Origin of the sequence: Vibrio cincinnatiensis DSM 19608, assembly GCF_900167345.1 — a bacterium.
Lineage (GTDB): Bacteria > Pseudomonadota > Gammaproteobacteria > Enterobacterales > Vibrionaceae > Vibrio > Vibrio cincinnatiensis.
The window spans coordinates 46,827-65,604 of the sequence record NZ_FUXB01000007.1 but is presented as its reverse complement, the minus strand read 5'-3'; the positions used below and the strand labels follow the sequence as shown (position 1 = coordinate 65,604).

Genomic DNA, 18,778 nt, shown 5'->3' with positions numbered 1-18,778 from the left:
ATTATTGTTCGTTAATACAGATTTATTCTTTACTCGATTCTTGGCTTGGGTCAGCTTCAATATCGATACTCGTGACTCTTTGTAGCCCTCGTGGAAGTAAACTTCCCCGACGACCACGTTCACCACGGAAGTTATCTAAATCTGTCGGTTTTAAGCCCAACTTACGTTTTCCTGCATAGAGAGTAATGGACACGCCCGCAGGTAACGCCATTAAGTGAGAAACCACCTCTTCCCGAGCCTTCGCTTTGGCACTTGGAATATTGATGATCTTATTCCCTTTGCCTTTACTCAATTGTGGTAGATCTTTAATCGGGAAGAGCAGCATACGCCCTTGGTTGGTGATCGCTAAGATCTCGTCATGATCCAAATCGTTCACCGCTTGCGGTGCTAAAATCTCTGAATTTTCAGGTAAATTCACTAAGGCTTTACCACTGCGGTTTTTCGAAAGCAAATCTGCCCCTTTACAGACAAAACCGTATCCGGCATCAGAACCAACCAGCCATAGCTGTTCTTCTTCCCCCATGATCACTTGGCGAATGGAACTGCCTTCGGTAATGTTTAACCGTCCCGTGATGGGTTCGCCTTGCCCTCGGGCAGATGGCAAGCTATGGGACTCAAGGGAGTAACTACGTCCATCGCTACCCAGTAGCACTACAGGCAGGTTACTTTTACCACAAGCATGGGCTAAGTAGTTATCTCCCGCCTTATAACTCAAGCTCTGACAATCAACGTCATGACCTTTCGCATGGCGGATCCAACCTTTTTCAGATAAGACAACGGTGATGGCTTCACTTGGCATCAAGTCACGTTCGGTTAATGCTTTAGCCTCTGCTCGCTCCACGATAGGAGAACGGCGATCATCGCCATATTTCTCGGCATCCGCTTTGAGCTCTTTTTTCAGTAAGGTATTTAAGCGACGCTCGGAGCCAAGCAGTTCTTCTAACTTTTTGCGCTCTTTCTCTAGTTCCTCTTGTTCCGCACGGATTTTCACTTCTTCTAGTTTAGCTAAGTGACGCAACTTGGTATCAAGAATAGCATCAGCTTGAATGTCGCTAATTCCAAAACGTTGCATTAACACCGGTTTGGGTTCATCTTCACGGCGGATAATTTCAATCACTTCATCAATGTTGAGATAAGCGATTAATAAACCTTGTAAAATATGTAAGCGTGCCAGTACCTTATCCAGACGGAATTGCAAGCGAGAACGCACGGTCGCACGACGATACTCAACCCACTCAGAAAGAATTTGTGTTAATCCTTTTACTTGAGGTCGGTTATCAAGGCCGATCATATTCAGGTTAACTCGATAACTTTTCTCAAGATCCGTCGAAGCAAATAAGTGGTTCATCAAGGTATCGCAATCTACCCGATTGGAACGAGGTACGATCACGATACGCGTGGGGTTTTCATGATCCGATTCGTCGCGCAAATCTTCCACCATCGGCAGCTTTTTCGCCCGCATCTGGTTGGCAATCTGTTCCAATAATTTTGCGCCTGACACTTGATGAGGCAAAGCGGAAATGACGATATCAGCCCCTTCTTTATGCCATACCGCACGCATTTTTACGCTACCACGCCCGGTTTTGTACATTTTCTCTAACTCAACCTGAGGCGTGATGATCTCCGCTTCCGTTGGAAAATCAGGCCCCTTGATGTATTGCATCAAGTCAGGTAAAGATGCATCAGGATGCTCGATTAAATGAATCGTTGCATCAACCACTTCCCGCACGTTATGTGGCGGTATATCGGTAGCCATTCCCACCGCAATCCCTGTTACCCCATTGAGTAGGATGTGTGGCAGACGTGCTGGTAGCATTTTGGGCTCTTTCATCGTGCCATCGAAGTTAGGCTGCCACTCAACGGTTCCTTGCCCTAATTCACCCAGTAAGATCTCAGCAAATTTCGATAACTTTGCTTCGGTATAACGCATAGCGGCGAAAGATTTAGGATCATCCGGAGCCCCCCAGTTACCTTGTCCATCAACCAGAGGGTAACGATAGGAGAAAGGCTGGGCCATCAATACCATGGCTTCATAACAGGCGGAATCACCATGTGGGTGGTATTTACCCAATACATCACCAACCGTACGAGCCGATTTCTTGTATTTCGCTGCGGCTGAAAGCCCCAGCTCAGACATCGCATAAATAATACGTCGTTGAACCGGTTTTAGCCCATCACCAATGTAAGGCAGGGCTCGGTCCATGATGACATACATGGAGTAATTCAGATAAGCGTCTTCAGTAAACTTACGCAGTGGCAGTTGTTCGACGCCGTCAAAATTAATTTCTGTCGACATTTATTGTACCTCTGCCATATCGGCCATATCACCGTTGCGTTGTAGCCAACTGCGACGATCATCGGCGCGTTTTTTACCCAGCAACATATCCATCATTTCGTCAGTTTCTTTATCATCATCAATGGTTAATTGCACCAAACGACGTGTGTTTGGATCCATGGTAGTTTCCCGTAATTGGAGCGGGTTCATTTCCCCTAGACCTTTAAAGCGCTGGACGTTGATCTTAGCTTTTTTCTGACTTAAACGCTCAAGAATGGCGTCTTTTTCACTGTCATCCAAGGCATAATGCACTTCTTTACCACAGTCGATACGATAAAGTGGAGGCATGGCTACATAGACATGACCTGCACGAACTAAGGCGCGGAAATGGCGAGTAAACAAGGCACACAGCAGTGTGGCAATATGCAATCCATCGGAGTCTGCATCCGCTAAGATACAGACTTTGCCATAGCGCAACGCCTCAAGATCATCACTGTCGGGATCAATGCCCAAAGCAACCGAGATGTCATGTACTTCTTGTGAAGCTAACACTTGATCTGCGGACACTTCCCACGTGTTTAAGATCTTACCGCGTAGGGGCATAATGGCCTGAAACTCACGGTTACGCGCCTGTTTCGCACTGCCGCCGGCGGAATCCCCTTCCACTAAGAAAAGTTCAGTTCGGCTAAGATCTTGCTGCGAACAGTCGGTTAATTTTCCCGGTAACGCTGGGCCTGAAGCGACTTTTTTCCGCACGACTTTTTTACTGGCTCGCATACGGCGATGAGCATTCGCAATGCAAGTTTCAGCCAATAATTCAGCCAGTTGAGGTTTTTCATTGAGCCACAAGCTAAACGCGTCTTTTACCACGCTAGAAACAAAGGAAGCTGTTTGACGAGAAGAGAGCCGCTCTTTAGTTTGCCCAGCAAATTGAGGGTCTTGCATTTTGATCGATAAAACATAAGCACAGCGATCAAACACATCTTCACCGGTTAATTTAACACCACGCGGCAGTAGATTACGAAACTCACAAAATTCCCGCATCGCATCCAGCAAGCCTTGGCGTAATCCGTTAACATGCGTCCCCCCCTGAGGCGTTGGAATCAAGTTAACATAACTTTCGGTAATTAAATCGCCCCCTTCAGGAAGCCAAATAACGGCCCAGTTGGCCGCTTCAATGTCTGTTTTTAATTCACCAGTAAACGGCTCTTCGGGCAATAAGGTATAGCCTTTAACGCCCTCCGCCAAATAGTCTTTTAAACCATCTTCATAGAGCCAGCGGTACTCTTTATCGTTCACCTTATCGGTAAAGGTGACTTCTAACCCTGGGCATAAAACCGCTTTAGCGCGTAAATTATTGATTAAGCGAGAAACGGAGAAGTTGGCGGAGTCAAAGTAACGCGCTTCAGGCCAAAAATGTACAGAAGTTCCTCGATTACGCCGACCACAAGTTCCGGTCACCGTAAGATCGGAAACTTTGTCACCGTGTTCAAAGGCAATGTCATAGACCTGCCCATCACGGCGAACGGTGACTTCAATACGTTTGGATAAGGCGTTAACAACCGAAATACCCACCCCATGTAGGCCACCGGAAAATTGGTAGTTCTTATTAGAAAACTTACCACCAGCATGCAATTTACATAAGATCAACTCCACACCAGAGACTTTCTCTTCTGGATGAATATCAACGGGCATACCACGCCCATCATCAATAACTTCTAATGATTGATCGGCATGAAGAATCACCTGAACCTTAGTGGCATATCCGGCCAACGCTTCATCGACACTGTTGTCGATAACTTCTTGCCCTAAGTGGTTAGGGCGCGTGGTATCCGTATACATCCCAGGTCGGCGACGTACTGGTTCTAAGCCATTTAAAACTTCAATGGCTCCAGCATTATATTGTTCTGTCATAATACGGAATGCTTTTATCGAAAAATAATGGGGTTACTTTACTACGCGTTTATGCTCTATCTACAAGAAAATTGTCACTAAAAATGCACAACACCCCGTGATATAGAGCTATAAGCGAAGAAAGAACAAGAGAAACATACTCAGGAAGAGCCCTTGAGATGTCAAGTGACATCCGTTAGCAAGGGATAAATTTATGACTCTTCCCTCAAGACATCCTCAAAGATTTAAGAATTGGATAATTTGCTGAGGATAACGCTCAAAATCGACAAAACTATGATCACCATTGGGTTCCACCGTTTGTCGGGCGTAGTGATACTTTTCTACCGCTTGGCGATAGTCTAACACTTCATCCCCCATTTGTTGTAGTAACCAAAAGTGATCAGGGTTTTGAATCTCAGGGATATCCAGTGCCATTAACTCTTCAATGTGCGAATGATCTAGCACATAGTGTTCACCAGTATAAGGATTTTGTTGTTCACCAAGAAAATCAGCAAGCAGCTCATAAGGTTTCACGGCTGGGTTGACCAATACTGCGGGAAAAGAGAACTGAGCATTCAACCACGTTGCTAAGTAGCCACCTAATGAACTACCGACCAGCCCGATACGATATTGATCTTGGTAGCTTGTGACTATACTCGATAACAAATCAGCCGCTTGTTTAGGAAAATGAGGTAATTTAGGCACCACAACTTTGATATCAGGTCGATACTCAGCACAATATTGTTGCATCACTTGCGCTTTATGTGATTGTGGGGAACTGTTAAATCCATGAATGTAGAGCAGTAGTGAAGGTAGTGATGACATAGCCTTAATATCCAGTAGAGGTAAAATCCGGCACAAACGCCCCTTTCATTAGCCGTTTGACTTGCGTCGTCACTTGACCATTATGATGGAGCTCTAATTCACGCCACCCCGGAGAGCAGAGATCAAGCGCAAAATCATCTGAATTGGGCTTAAATTGAACACAAGTCGATGGCGTTGCCATCACTCTTACGCCTTGATGCTCTCGATCCATATTCTGGTGCACATGACCGCACAGCACCGCTCGGACATTTTGGTGTTGGCTGACGACATTCCAAAACGCATCACTATCTTTTAAGGTGTGCTGATCAAGCCAAGCACTACCAACCAATAAAGGATGGTGATGCAGTAATACCAGTGTAAAGCGATCAGGGTATTGAGTGAGTTTTTCATCCAATAAGGTGAGTTGGTAATCACTTAAACGGCCATGAGGAACGCCAACGACCTGAGAATCGAGTAAAACCATCTGCCAGTGTTCCCCTAACAAAACATGCTCTAGCGCATGAATTTGCTCCGATGGCATTACACTGCCCATATTGGGTTTATAATCGTGGTTGCCCGGTAACCAGAAGCACGGCTTTTGCAATTCACGGATCCCTGAAGCGAAGCGCTGATAGGATTCTGCACTGTGATCTTGTGAAATATCTCCCGTCGCAAGAATGGCATCAAATGGCATTTGCTGTTCATTAATCGCTTGGACAATAGCACGAAAGCTGTCTGCGGTATTAACACTGAGTAAACAACCATCATCAGGCGCAAACAGATGCGTATCCGTAATTTGGACAAGCTTGATATTCTCTGATGGGTCTAAACTGGGCGACACGTTCAAAGCGATAAACCTAATGCTGTTGATGATTAATATTCATGGGAGTTCGACTTATCCCTCTTTTTAAACAAAAGGTGAGCCAATCACCTAAAAAGCGATTCACTTGAGCTTTCTCATCTTTTTGTACCATTTTGTCGTTGGGATAGTCATAGCGAGCATCCACTCGACCAAGTTGTTCACTGGCACAAACTTCAGCGACCCGAGCATCGTGATATAGCCTGACAGACATTGTCGGTAATGGAAATATCGAAATATCATCGCTTTGACAAATCTCCACCAAAGTTGTGTACTTTGTGACCTCTAGCACCTGAAGTTGATAGGTTAAGTGAGCCGCTTGATAACAACGTACATCACCGATATTCGGTTGGCGAGGGATCAGAGCATTCAACTTTGCATAGTTGGTTTCATAAGTGCGCATCAATTCAGCAAGATCAACATGATACGGCTTAGACGCCATTAACACCGACATACTAAACGCCACTCTGCCATTGCGAGGCTAACTGCTGATAATTTAGCTCTAACCACTGCAAAGCAATAATAGAGGCTCCATTTTCAATCCTGCCCTCTTTCACCAACTGATAAGCATCAGAACGATTCATAACATGAACTTTGATGTCTTCCCCTTCCACAGCCAAACCATGCACGCCCCCCGCGAGTGTCGCATCCACTTCTCCGACATAAACATCCAATTTTTCAGAGCATCCTCCAGCCGAAGGATAATAAGTGGTAATTTTCTCTAAACGCCCTACCGCTAATCCGGCCTCTTCTTGCGCTTCTCGACGAACGACATCTGGTGCAGATTCGCCAAGTTCGATAATGCCAGCCACAATCTCTAACTGCCAAGGTTGAGCATGCTCTAATGCCCCAACTCGAATTTGTTCGATGATCACCACCTCATCACGTAGAGGATCATAAGGTAACATCGCAGCAGCATGTCCACGTTCAAACATTTCTCGCTCAATCGGTTCGCTCCATCCACCTTGAAACAGACGGTGTTTAAAGCGGTATTTCACCATGCGGAAAAAACCTTGAAACAGTGTCTGTTTTGAGACGATATCAATATCATCCGTCGTAAACGGACTTTTCAATGGATCTAACGGTTGCATGAGCGCTCCTTGTTGGTGAATCTTATAGTTTACTCAGGAAGTTTTCCCTCTGCCAACGACATTGCTCAACTTTTTATACAAAAATTGTATTTATTTTTAAATTATAGGCTTGGGAGAATAAAAACAAGGAACGAGATAGATTGGCTGAATCCGCTATCTGACTATTTTCCCGAATTTCAAGCCCAACCAGAGCAAATAATTATATTGCACAGATGGATAATTAAGTGTAAAAAAGTGCAAACTTTCGCATGAAATACCAGCAATTTGAGTTACACTCTGTCAAAGTAACTCCTTTCATATATAGGCAGGAATAGGACCGATGAAAAAACTGCTTCCTTTATTAGTAAGTGCAACCCTTGGTAGCGTGAGCGCATGGGCCGATGATCTTGCACAAATTTATGACCAAGCAAAAGAGAATGATCCTCAACTGCTCAGTGCTGCCGCTCGTCGTGATGCCGCCTTTGAAGCGATTACTTCCAGCCGAAGCTCTCTTTTACCACAAATTAATTTAACGGCTGGCTATAACCTAACCCGCAGTGACGAAGACTCTCGAGAAAGTGATCGCCTAAGTGCTGGCATTAGCTTTTCACAAGAACTGTATAACCGTTCCAGTTGGGTCACTTTAGATACCGCAGAGAAACAAGCTCGTCAAGCCGATGCAGAATATGCGGTTATTCAACAGAATTTGATTCTTCGGGTCTCCCAAGCTTACTTTGAAGTCTTAAGTGCACAAGATAACCTAGAATTTGTCCGAGCTGAAAAAGCGGCCGTGGCTCGTCAGCTCGAACAAACCAAACAACGTTTTGAAGTTGGACTATCGGCGATTACCGACGTACATGATGCCCAAGCACAATATGATAGTGTATTAGCCGATGAAGTTCTGGCTGAAAATACGCTGATCAATAGCTATGAATCTTTACGTGAAATCACTGGGCAAGACTATGCTAATCTCCATATTCTTGACACAAAACGCTTCTCTGCCAGCCGTAGTACGGAATCGATGGAAGCGTTAATCGAGCGAGCACAACAGCAAAACTTATCCTTGCTCTCTTCCCGTATTGCACAAGACATTGCTAAAGATAATATTGCTTTAGCCAGTTCAGGCCATTTACCTTCGTTAACTTTAGATGGGGGATATAATTATGGTCGAGAATCTAACAGCAGTAGTGGGGTATATAGCTACAGTGGCCACGATTACAATGATTTTGCCATTGGGCTAAACTTAAGTGTTCCACTCTATACGGGTGGTAATGTGACCTCGCTAACTAAACAAGCAGAATATACTTACGTTGCGGCTAGTCAGGATTTGGAAGCGTCGTTTCGAACCGTTGTGAAAAATGTTCGCGCTTACAATAATAATATCAATGCCTCCATTGGAGCTCTACGCGCTTATGAGCAAACTGTCATTTCTGCTCGCTCGGCCTTAGAAGCTACAGAAGCCGGCTTTGAAGTGGGTACTCGTACGATTGTGGATGTATTGGATGCCACTCGCCGTCTCTACGACGCAAACCGTAATCTCTCTTCTGCACGTTACGACTACATTCTTAATGTATTGCAATTACGCCAAGCCATTGGTGCATTAAATGAGCAAGATGTTCTGGATATTAATTCTGGGTTAAAAGCGGCAAAAAAATAGCCTATAAAACCAGTATAAAATCATAAAGGGCTCATTTGAGCCCTTTATTCATCTACTGAGGGCCCCCTACTGCATATGTTTTCGAACATCGCACCGTTTAGGGAAACCGAGTGGTTGATTGATGAAAATGGATCCGTTGGTTAGCCTTTTCCGCCTCGAATAGCTTGAATAATTTCTGTGGTTGAGCAGCCATCTTCAAAGTTCAATACTTTCACTTCGCCCCCAGCCGCAATCACTTCCGCACCACCAGCAATATCTTCAGGTTGATAATCCCCCCCTTTGACTAATAAGCTCGGCAATACTTCACCAATAAGGCGTTGTGGCGTATCTTCTGCGAACGGAACCACCCAATCCACCGCTCCTAACCCAGCAAGAACCGCCATACGACGATCCGTTGGGTTAACCGGACGTCCCGGTCCTTTTAAACGTTTTACAGAATCATCCGTATTCACAGCAACAATCAGTCGGTCACCAAGCTCAGCGGCATGATTTAAATAAGAAACATGGCCAGCATGTAAAATGTCGAAACAGCCATTGGTCATCACCACTTTTTCACCACGAGCTTTGGCTTTTTTGACAGCTTCGATCAAGGCTTGCTCACTGATAATGCCAAATTCAGAATCTTTACTGCCATGAATCGCTTCGACCAGCTCAATCGTAGAAACCGTTGAAGTGCCAAGTTTCCCCACCACAACACCAGCCGCTGCATTGGCTAATGCACAGGCATCATCTAAGGATTTTCCAGCAGCAACCGAGGCAGCTAATACGGAAATGACCGTATCGCCAGCCCCAGTCACATCGAACACTTCTTTGGCTTGGGTCGGTAGATTGAACGGTTCCATACCTCGACGCAGCAAGGTCATGCCATGTTCACTTCGAGTGATCAACAAGGCCTCGAAATCAAACTGTTCGATCAAGGCTAACCCTTTCTCAACCAAATCTTGTTCTGATTTGACTTTACCAACCACTTGCTCAAATTCTGCCATATTAGGAGTGAGCAGTGTTGCACCTCGGTAGCGTTCAAAATCCGCCCCTTTAGGATCGATAAAAACAGGTAAATGAGCAGCACGTGCTCGTTGAATCAGCACCTGTACATGCTCTAAAGCCCCTTTTGCGTAGTCAGATAAAATGACCGCGTTCACACGAGGTAAAGCATCTTCCATCCGAGATAACATTTGTTTGGCGTCGTTTTGTTCAAATTTTTCTTCAAAATCCAAGCGAATTAACTGCTGGCCTCGGCTCAATACGCGTAATTTTGTGATCGTCGGATAATCTGCCAATGCGACAAAATCACACGCTACATTTAATGAGGTGAGTTTTTCTTCCAAGACTTGAGCAGGTTCATCCATACCAGTTAAACCAATGATGGTAGCCTTCCCCCCCAAAGAGGCAATATTCATAGCAACGTTAGCGGCCCCACCTGGACGTTCTTCATTATGCTCAACTTTGACGACGGGAACCGGAGCTTCTGGTGAAATACGCCCCGTTGGGCCATGCCAATAACGATCAAGCATGACATCACCGATGATCAACACGCCCGCTTTGTTATAGTCAGGTAGGATCGGTTTCATTATGGAATCTCCACTATTAATTTCGTCGCGCAGTGTAGCACAGGGCTTTGAGTCGCTAAAGATTTCACCCCAACCACTTATGCCAAATTTGTGTCACAATTTTCCGTTCATCAATAAACTTTCCTTCATCAACATCCGCCTCTAAGTTAAGCAAATTACGATGATGGATCTGGTCACGCATACGGGTATATGCATGAGTGAGTGCCATTGCAGAAGATTCATCCAATACGCCCAGTTTAATCAATGATTCAAAAATTCGGACATTGTCAGACCAGCGAGTTAACTTCGGTAACTGGTGGCTATAGAGTAACACCCAGTATTGTGCTAAAAACTCAATATCTGCGATACCCCCTTCATCTTGTTTGAGCATAAAGCGGCCCGCTTTTTTACTGCCTAAGTGCTGACGCATCTTTTGACGCATTTCAATCACTTGTTGTTTCAGTGTTTCTTGATCTCTCGGTAACGATAAAATGGTCTGTCTCAGTTGCTCAAAATTGTTCAATAAAACTGCATCACCATAAATCATACGGGCTCGTACTAAGGCTTGGTGCTCCCATGTCCACGCTTCTTCTTTCTGGTAAGTGGCAAACGCATCGATGGGGGAAACCAGTAACCCTGAAACACCCGAAGGGCGTAACCGAGTGTCCACTTCATATAAAATGCCAGAAGTGGTACGCGTTGAGAACAGGTGAATCACACGCTGTGCGAGACGTAGATAAAATTGGCGACCATCAATCGATTTTTCCCCATCAGTCATAGAAGAAACGGGGCAATCATGCACAAAAACAATATCCAAATCGGAGTTGTAGCCTAATTCCCAGCCACCTACTTTACCGTAACCTATCACCGCAAATCCTTTGCCATCTCGCTCCGTAAGATGATCGGGTTCGCCATATTTAACACTGACTTGTAACCACGCCTGATGAATCACGGCTTCGACAATTGCTTCGGCTAAATAAGTCAGGTGATCACTGACCTTCATGACTGGCAATACACCTGCAATGTCTGCCGCGGCAATTTTTAAAATACAAATTTGCTTAAACTGGCGCAGCGCTTCCATTTGCTGCTCCATGTCTTCTTCAGGAATCCGAGCCAGAAAATCACGCAACTCGGTTTTATAACTGTCTAGCGCAATCGGGTGATATAGCTGTTGCGGATCAATCAGCTCATCTAACAAAATAGGATAACGCGATAACTGCTCTGAAATCATCGGGCTGGCAGTACACAGACGAACCAGTTGATTCAGTGCCGCTGGATATTCATCCAATAGTTCCAAATAGGTAGTACGCGTCGCAATGCGATTGAGTAAAGAGAGCACTCTGGCTAAGCCAAACTGAGCGTCTGGATGAGAAAAAATCACCTGATAAACTTTGGGCATCAAACGGTTCAGCACTTCTCGCCCTCTTGGGCCAATGGTTTTTTTAGCCAAATCCTGCTTAAAATGAATACAGGTGTTCGCCACCGTCTCAACATCAGGAAGCGCTAAATCGTGCTCAACGATATGTACCACCACCTCGGGTTTGTGGGCCATGTCCCAAAGCTCATGAAAATGCGGAGCAATCAGCAGATCGTCTTCCTCCTCCTCTTCACCAATAAGTGCAATAAAGATCTGATGAACACCTGCCATTTCCTGCTGAATTTGCTCGGTTAAGGCATCCCAAGAACAATACCCCATTGCATAGGCCAGCCGCAGTTGATCATCGGTTTTATCCGGTAACGTTTGAGTTTGTTTATCTTCTATCGCTTGCAGTAAATTTTCTAGTCGACGCAAAAAGCGATAAGCACTCGTCAATTGCTCGATTTGCTCTGGGGTCAGTAATTCCAACTCACCAATCGCTTGTAAGGTTTCCAGCAGGCCACGATAGCGCAAACTGGGTTCTCTTCCTCCACGGATCAATTGAAAAACTTGTGCGATAAATTCGACTTCTCGAATGCCTCCCGCTCCTAACTTGATATTGTTACTTAACCCTCGCCGACGGACTTCACTGCGTATCATCGACTTCATCCGGCGTAGTGACTGAATAGCACTAAAATCGATATAACGACGAAACACAAAAGGGCGTAACATTTGACGCAGCTCTTGATACTGTTCGTACATTTCACTTCCCATAACCCGAGCTTTGACCATGGCATAGCGTTCCCAATCACGCCCTTGCTCTTGGTAATAATCCTCAAGTGCGGCATAACTCATCACCAAGGGGCCACTCTCTCCAAAGGGACGTAAACGCATATCGACGCGGTAACAAAAACCATCTAATGTCTGCTGATCGAGCATTTTGATAATACGTTGGCCTAGGCGGGTAAAAAACTGAGCGTTATCAATTGAACGTCGCGCCCCTTGAGTTTGGCCGTTCTCCGGATAGGTAAAGATTAAATCAATATCGGAGGAAAAATTTAACTCTCCCCCCCCTAATTTTCCCATGCCAATAATCAGCATGGGTTGAGCTTGCCCCTGAGCATTACAAGGCGTTCCCCACTCTTGACAACATTGTGCGTATTGCCATTGATAGGTTTCAAAAATAAGCGCTTCGGCCAGCTCTGACAGGTGAGCGAGGCTCTCTTCTAATGACCAATCTGATAAAAAATCACGCCAAGCGATGTAGACCATTTCTCGATTACGGAACAAGCGCAAAATACGCTGGCCACAAACATCATCCCCACACAACGCAAGTAATTGATTTAATTGCTGCCGGTAAGCCGAGCGCCGTTGCTTTTCCTGAAGCCGAAGAGGCAACTCTTGGCATAACACTTCATCGCGTAGCAGCGTCTCTGCAATAAAAGGACTCAAGCCAAGCAAAGTGCGTAGTGTATTGAGCAACGGCAGAGGCCAGGTTTCGATAACGGAATGCTGAGTAAGAAGCTGCTGATAGTATCGTTCAGCCTGATCGGCTAGCGGTTGGGGTAATGGCATGGTTCATCCTTGTCTGCTTACTGGGAAAACCCAAGGCGATCACTTTATCCCAGTCCGATAAAAATAAAAACGCCCACTGAAGAAAGTGAGCGTGTTAATTAACGAACAGAAGGGAAAGATCACACCTTAAACACGGTGATTTTACTGTCCAGTTCTTCTGCATTACGTTGCATGATTTCAGAGGTTTCAAGCAGTTCACTCACCACCGTAACTGAAGCTTCAACCAGTTCTCGTACGTTAGTTAAGTTTTGGTTCATCTCTTCTGCAACACTACTTTGCTGCTCTGCAGCGGTCGCAATTTGGAAGTTCATGTCATTGATATGCTGAACTTGTCTAACAATACCGTCAAGTTCACCGCCCGCATTCGTTACGAGTTCAACACCATCTGCGGCTTCTACCACACTCTTTTCCATCAAATCGACCGCAGAATTGGCACTGCTTTGCAATTGAGAAATCATTTCTTGGATTTCGACTGTCGCTGATTGAGTGCGTTGTGCCAGATTTCGTACTTCATCGGCGACAACAGCAAAGCCACGACCAGCCTCTCCCGCTCGAGCCGCTTCAATGGCAGCATTCAGAGCAAGCAAATTGGTTTGCTCTGAAATGCCTTGAATGGTTCCAACCACACTACCAATAGCGACAACACGCTCTTCGACTTGGTTAACGGCTGAAGCAGAGGCTGTAATATCTTTGGAAAGCTGCCCAATTTTACTGATGGTCTTTTGAACAAACTGTTGCCCTGTCTTCGCTTGCTGTGAAGCACTTTCTGTCAATGACGAAGCATTTTGTGCATGTTCAGCAACGGTTTGTACCGTAGACGACATCTCACTCATCGCGGTCGCCAACTGATCAATTTCATTAAACTCTTCTTGAGCAGAATCTTTGGTTTCCGACATGCTAATGGTCATCACCTCCGTCAAAGCGGTCAGCTCTTGTGAGGTGTTGATCTGCACTTTGATCAATTCTTGTAGTTGATGGCGAGTGATTTCAAGCTCCCGAGCCACATCTCCGTACTCATCTTTACATTCCATCACAATCGGCTCAGACAAATCTCTCTGAGCCATCTGCTTTATTGATTCACTCAAAAATTGAGTTTGGCGAAGCATGACTCGAGCTGCAAACATAAGCAAGGCAACAAAGACCACGATCAATAGGCCCGTTTGCCAAACCACTTGTACAAGATAAGTATCATAATGATGCTGAGCCACCTCAATATTTTGAGTTGCGGCTAATAAAGAGTCATAGAACAGGCTGGCATCCCATAACTGTTTAGCTATCACCAATAAGGTACTGAATATCATCAGCATAACCATCTTTGGTATCAGACGTATATCTGTGATAACCCGTTCCCACGGTTTAAATGCTATCCTCGCCATTGTCTGTTCTCCACTCCGTTTAAATGTCTATTTTCATGCCTTTCACCGAAAAGATGATAAGTACCATGAATTATTTCGAGCCTCGTATGAAAATAATAATATCAAAAACAAGCCACCATCGATGAGCGGAATCTCGCTTATTTGATCATTGATGGTGTGATTTGTGATCTCAAGCGGATTGTCTACTCTGGCTCGAAATTCAAAGAAAAGGCGAGAGACAAAATCATTCCTCGATCTCTTTCTCTATCGACTGAGTATGGAAACTCTCAAGCCCTTTGCCGAAGAGATGACACCAAGTGTGATCTAGGTCGAGATTTTATGTCAATAACGTGGGTTTTTAGAAAAGTGGGTAGCAAAAACTAAGAGGCAGGTAACCGGAGAATAAGCGTCATATCAATCGTAGAGGGGAACGAAAAAGTGGAGGAGAGGCTTTCTCATCCTCCATTTTCATTTTGGTCAATTACTCACGCCAATAAGGTGGGTTTTCAACACCAATCGCTCGAGTTTGCTCCATCGCATGGAGAAGAGAATTCTCTTGCCGAATTAACCAGCGATTAACGGCGTCTTGATCTTCTTCTTGCAATGTATCAAGCAATTTCTCTAATGTTTTGAGTGTGAGAAGGTCATCAATACCATGCAGTAAATCAGCCCACGGCATTCGAAAAGCTAACCGCTTTTCCGCATCGTATAAACGGGCAAAACCAATGCCAGTATACAGGCTACGCGTCAAACGATACTGCTGATCAATATATTCTTGGCTAGATAATCTCTGCTCGGGAGGAAAGACATCCATCAGCTCAGCCCAAGCTCGTTCAAGCTGCTTAACAGAAAAGCCTCGAATATTTCTGGCCATTCGTTCGCGTGCTTTTTCATCCAAAAATGGCTGCCACCCTCGGGTTAAAATCCAGCGGCTGAGATCCAGCAATAGTCCTGTATAGCGCGCTGAATGAAGTAGCTTGAGAGATTCTTCTCGTTGAGGTAGCGACTCTTGTCGTTGCTTTAACTCTGCAACCAAAAATTTTCGGGCTTCTAACTTACGCAGCACATAACCTTTATCTTTGAGCAAATCATCCAGATAATCGTAATGTTTCAGCCAAGCTAGCTCACCGTCAAGCCATTTCAGCTCTTGCCGTAAAATTGCACTCGCTCGGCGTGGAACAATGCCACCATAAACGGTCAATAATTGACGAATGAAGCTAATCGCATGGCTAATTTCATGTAAGGCCGCAATGGAGTCACGTTCGATATAAATTTGCTCATGATAATGCCAATGAGACAAGGCGTGCTCTAAAGAACGAATAAAACAGGACTCAACGCTATCATCACTTTGCGTATTGACTAGCTCCAACGGTTGAACGTCATCTCCCGAATAATTCGCGGCTAAGCGATAGCCTCGCGCAGCTTTACTCAAGTTACCTAAACGCATTCCACCTTGGTCACTTAAATGACGAGCCAGAACAAACAGAGCGTCGGTTTGACCTGATTTCAACTCAAGTTCCACTTCACAAATCGGGGCTTGATTTTCTTCCGCTTCAACCACACCTTGGTCAAATGCGACTTCTATCTGACTACCGTCCGCCATCCCCACCAACCACTGTTCACGGGTAAAATTCGTGGCAAATAAAGGCAAGAGTTGCGCTTGTAGCTCTGCCACCTCTCGTCCTTCAGGCCAGATATCGGTGGGATGAAGGGAGAGTTCGGGTTCATTACTACAATGCTCTGCATTATATTCAGGACGCTGATGTAAACCAGCGACGACTCGCCCCGCCGTTTTGACGGTTTGTACATATACCTCATCAAAACGACGAATTCGCAATCCAATATCGTGTTGACGTAACCAATTATCAGCAGTATCAAAGTAGGTATTTCCTAATTCTCGACAACTGTGCTGAAGTACTTTGGTTTCAGAAATTTTATTGCGTAAAATCTCTGAAAAATCTGGAGAAACAAAAAACTTCAGTTCTATTTCGGTTTCCATATTTATACCTTTCGCAGCAGATAGCGACAGGATATTGCCTAAAAGGCAGTGGGGCAAGAAAGAAATATAGACCGATTGATGATCTAAAACAGTTTTAATGCGCCAATTAATGGGTTAACATGCGCGCCTTTATAGCCAACGCTCAACATTTCGCCATAATATGGTATATGTTCTTTTTCGGTTATAGCTATTAGGTTGAATGACCATGCCAGTAAATACCATCATGGGGTTATTTGCAAAGTCCCCGATTAAACCTTTGCAACGACACGTTGTGTGTGTCAATGAATGCTGCTCTCACTTAGTGAATTTCTTTGAGGTTTGCGCTCAAGGTGACTGGGACAAAGCAGAAGAGATACGCGCACAAATTTCTCATTTAGAGAAAGAAGCCGACGTGTTAAAACGTGAAATCCGTCTAAAACTCCCTCGTGGTTTGTTTATGCCGGTCGATCGAACTGACATGCTTGAGCTTCTCACTCAACAAGACAAACTTGCTAATCTTGCTAAAGATATCGCAGGCCGTGTTTATGGTCGTCAGCTTACTATTCCTGAACCTCTCCAAGAAAACTTCATCGCTTATGTGAATCGCTGTCTTGATGCCGCGAAACAGGCGCAGAAAGTCATCAATGAACTCGACGAGTTATTGGAAACCGGATTTAAAGGTCGTGAAGTCACCTTGGTGGCAGAAATGATCAATCAACTGGATGTGATCGAGGATGATACCGATACGATGCAAATTCGACTTCGCCAACAGTTAATGGCCATGGAGTCAAAAATGAATCCTATTGATGTCATGTTCTTATACAAAATATTTGAATGGGTTGGTGGTATCGCCGATCAGGCTCAGCGCGTTGGTGCTCGGCTTGAAGTGATGCTTTCTCGCTCTTAAATCATAAAGTTAACCAAATAACTAAGAGTATTAATCGTACCATCACAGTTTAGGCGTTGATTATATTTCTCGCTGATGGGATTTTTCGTGCCGAAAAAGTACTGCGATTTTGCTCCGCTTGTTATCAACAACTAGGTATTACGATGGATATCCTTGCGAACTACGGCACAGTCCTGATCATTGTTGCAGCGATCTTCGGTTTATTAATGGCCATTGGTATTGGGGCAAATGATGTCGCCAATGCGATGGGCACATCCGTAGGCTCAAAAGCCCTCACCGTCAAACAAGCTATCATCATTGCGATGATTTTCGAATTTGCTGGTGCCTATTTAGCCGGTGGCGAAGTGACGGATACCATCCGTCGAGGCGTTATCGAACCCGCGCTCTTTACTGACCAACCAGAATTGCTCGTGTACGGCATGATGTCTTCTCTGCTCGCAGCGGGAACCTGGCTACTGCTTGCCTCTTATATGGGCTGGCCCGTTTCCACAACGCATTCCATTATCGGTGCGATTATCGGATTTGCTTCTGTGTCAGTGGGAACTGAAGCCGTAGATTGGAGTTCGGTGCAAGGTATTGTGGGCAGTTGGATTATTACGCCATTCATTTCCGGCTTAATGGCCTACGCCATTTTTGTTAGTGCGCAAAGGCTTATCTTCGATACTGAAACTCCCCTCATCAATGCCAAACGATTTGTACCTGTCTATATGTTTATCACCACGATGGTGATCGCCTTAGTGACCATCAAAAAAGGCTTAAAACATGTTGGATTGCATCTAAATAGTACGGAGGCTTGGCTCTGCTCTATTGCCGTATCCGCTATTGTTATGTTGGTTGGCTATCTGTATATCTATAAGCGCTTTTCCAATACAGAAGAAAATCACGGTTTTTCCAGCGTTGAGCGTATTTTCTCGGTATTAATGGTGATCACCGCCTGTGCGATGGCGTTTGCCCACGGTTCAAACGATGTGGCGAATGCGATTGGTCCTTTAGCGGCTGTTGTTTCTACTGTTGAACATCTTGGACAAGTGGCAGGGAAAAGTGCAATCGCTTGGTGGATTCTGCCACTCGGTGGCATCGGTATCGTAGTCGGCCTTGCTACGTTAGGCCACAAAGTAATGGCTACCGTAGGTACTGGCATTACTGAATTGACCCCAAGCCGAGGCTTTGCTGCTCAGTTGGCAACGGCATCAACCGTTGTGTTAGCCTCAGGCACTGGCTTACCTATTTCAACTACCCAAACCTTAGTCGGCGCAGTATTAGGGGTAGGTTTTGCTCGTGGTATTGCTGCACTGAATTTAGGCGTGGTACGTAATATCGTTGCATCATGGATTGTGACTTTGCCAGCAGGAGCCTTACTGGCCGTCATTTTCTTTTATGTTATTCAAGCCGTGTTTGGTTAATCCATCACGTAAAAAAACTGTCAGTCGTTTGTCATTATTGACTCAAACGCACAGAAAGGGAGGCTTTGCCTCCCTTCTTGGTTGCACCAAGTTCG

General features: G+C 45.1%; 13 protein-coding genes. 3 read left to right on the top strand and 10 right to left on the bottom strand.

Annotation, left to right across the window (positions count from 1 at the left end):
• Nucleotides 1–22: 22 nt before the first annotated feature.
• The 6 genes from parC to nudF all read right to left on the bottom strand — a co-directional run bounded on the left by parC (nucleotide 23) and on the right by nudF (nucleotide 6,922).
• Nucleotides 23–2,296, bottom strand: a complete 2,274-nt coding sequence (parC, locus tag B5D54_RS08025) for a DNA topoisomerase IV subunit A (RefSeq protein WP_078926026.1) — start codon at nucleotides 2,294–2,296, stop codon at nucleotides 23–25.
• Entirely contained in the window at nucleotides 2,297–4,189 is a 1,893-nt protein-coding gene (parE, locus tag B5D54_RS08020; protein ID WP_078926025.1) for a DNA topoisomerase IV subunit B, read from the bottom strand. It abuts the gene before it with no gap.
• Nucleotides 4,190–4,405: 216 nt separating this feature from the next.
• Entirely contained in the window at nucleotides 4,406–4,993 is a 588-nt protein-coding gene (yqiA, locus tag B5D54_RS08015) for an esterase YqiA (protein ID WP_078926024.1), read from the bottom strand.
• 4 nt (nucleotides 4,994–4,997) lie between these two features.
• Nucleotides 4,998–5,819, bottom strand: coding sequence for a 3',5'-cyclic-AMP phosphodiesterase (gene cpdA / locus B5D54_RS08010; RefSeq protein WP_078926023.1), 822 nt, complete (start codon nucleotides 5,817–5,819; stop codon nucleotides 4,998–5,000).
• A gap of 10 nt (nucleotides 5,820–5,829) precedes the next feature.
• Nucleotides 5,830–6,285 carry a DUF1249 family protein gene (locus B5D54_RS08005; RefSeq protein WP_078926022.1) on the bottom strand — a complete coding sequence of 152 codons (456 nt, stop codon included), beginning with the start codon at nucleotides 6,283–6,285 and terminating at the stop codon, nucleotides 5,830–5,832.
• A 1-nt stretch (nucleotide 6,286) separates the two neighbouring features.
• Nucleotides 6,287–6,922 (bottom strand): ADP-ribose diphosphatase, encoded by a 636-nt coding sequence (gene nudF, locus B5D54_RS08000; protein WP_078926021.1) that lies wholly within the window; start codon nucleotides 6,920–6,922, stop codon nucleotides 6,287–6,289.
• A gap of 319 nt (nucleotides 6,923–7,241) precedes the next feature.
• On the opposite strand from nudF, the gene tolC reads away from it, so the two are divergent.
• Complete coding sequence (gene tolC / locus B5D54_RS07990; protein ID WP_078926019.1) at nucleotides 7,242–8,558, top strand: outer membrane channel protein TolC; 1,317 nt, start codon at nucleotides 7,242–7,244, stop codon at nucleotides 8,556–8,558.
• A 140-nt stretch (nucleotides 8,559–8,698) separates the two neighbouring features.
• Here the strand turns inward: tolC and hldE are convergent, their stop codons facing one another.
• From hldE to B5D54_RS07970, 4 genes are all read right to left on the bottom strand, one after another.
• A complete protein-coding gene (gene hldE, locus B5D54_RS07985; RefSeq protein ID WP_078926018.1) occupies nucleotides 8,699–10,129 on the bottom strand; it encodes a bifunctional D-glycero-beta-D-manno-heptose-7-phosphate kinase/D-glycero-beta-D-manno-heptose 1-phosphate adenylyltransferase HldE in 1,431 nt (476 codons plus the stop codon).
• Nucleotides 10,130–10,193: 64 nt separating this feature from the next.
• Nucleotides 10,194–13,040 (bottom strand): bifunctional [glutamate--ammonia ligase]-adenylyl-L-tyrosine phosphorylase/[glutamate--ammonia-ligase] adenylyltransferase, encoded by a 2,847-nt coding sequence (gene glnE, locus B5D54_RS07980; RefSeq protein WP_078926017.1) that lies wholly within the window; start codon nucleotides 13,038–13,040, stop codon nucleotides 10,194–10,196.
• Nucleotides 13,041–13,159: 119 nt separating this feature from the next.
• Entirely contained in the window at nucleotides 13,160–14,416 is a 1,257-nt protein-coding gene (locus B5D54_RS07975; protein ID WP_078926016.1) for a methyl-accepting chemotaxis protein, read from the bottom strand.
• Nucleotides 14,417–14,876: 460 nt separating this feature from the next.
• Nucleotides 14,877–16,394: a CYTH and CHAD domain-containing protein gene (locus tag B5D54_RS07970; protein ID WP_078926015.1), complete on the bottom strand. Its 1,518-nt coding sequence runs from the start codon at nucleotides 16,392–16,394 to the stop codon at nucleotides 14,877–14,879.
• Between the two features lie 205 nt (nucleotides 16,395–16,599).
• Here B5D54_RS07970 and B5D54_RS07965 point away from each other — a divergent pair, with 205 nt between their 5' ends.
• Both B5D54_RS07965 and B5D54_RS07960 read left to right on the top strand, forming a co-directional pair.
• On the top strand, nucleotides 16,600–17,280 hold the full coding sequence (locus tag B5D54_RS07965) for a TIGR00153 family protein (RefSeq protein ID WP_078926014.1): 681 nt from the start codon (nucleotides 16,600–16,602) through the stop codon (nucleotides 17,278–17,280).
• 143 nt (nucleotides 17,281–17,423) lie between these two features.
• Nucleotides 17,424–18,683 carry an inorganic phosphate transporter gene (locus B5D54_RS07960; protein ID WP_078926148.1) on the top strand — a complete coding sequence of 420 codons (1,260 nt, stop codon included), beginning with the start codon at nucleotides 17,424–17,426 and terminating at the stop codon, nucleotides 18,681–18,683.
• The last annotated feature ends 95 nt before the right edge of the window (nucleotides 18,684–18,778 follow it).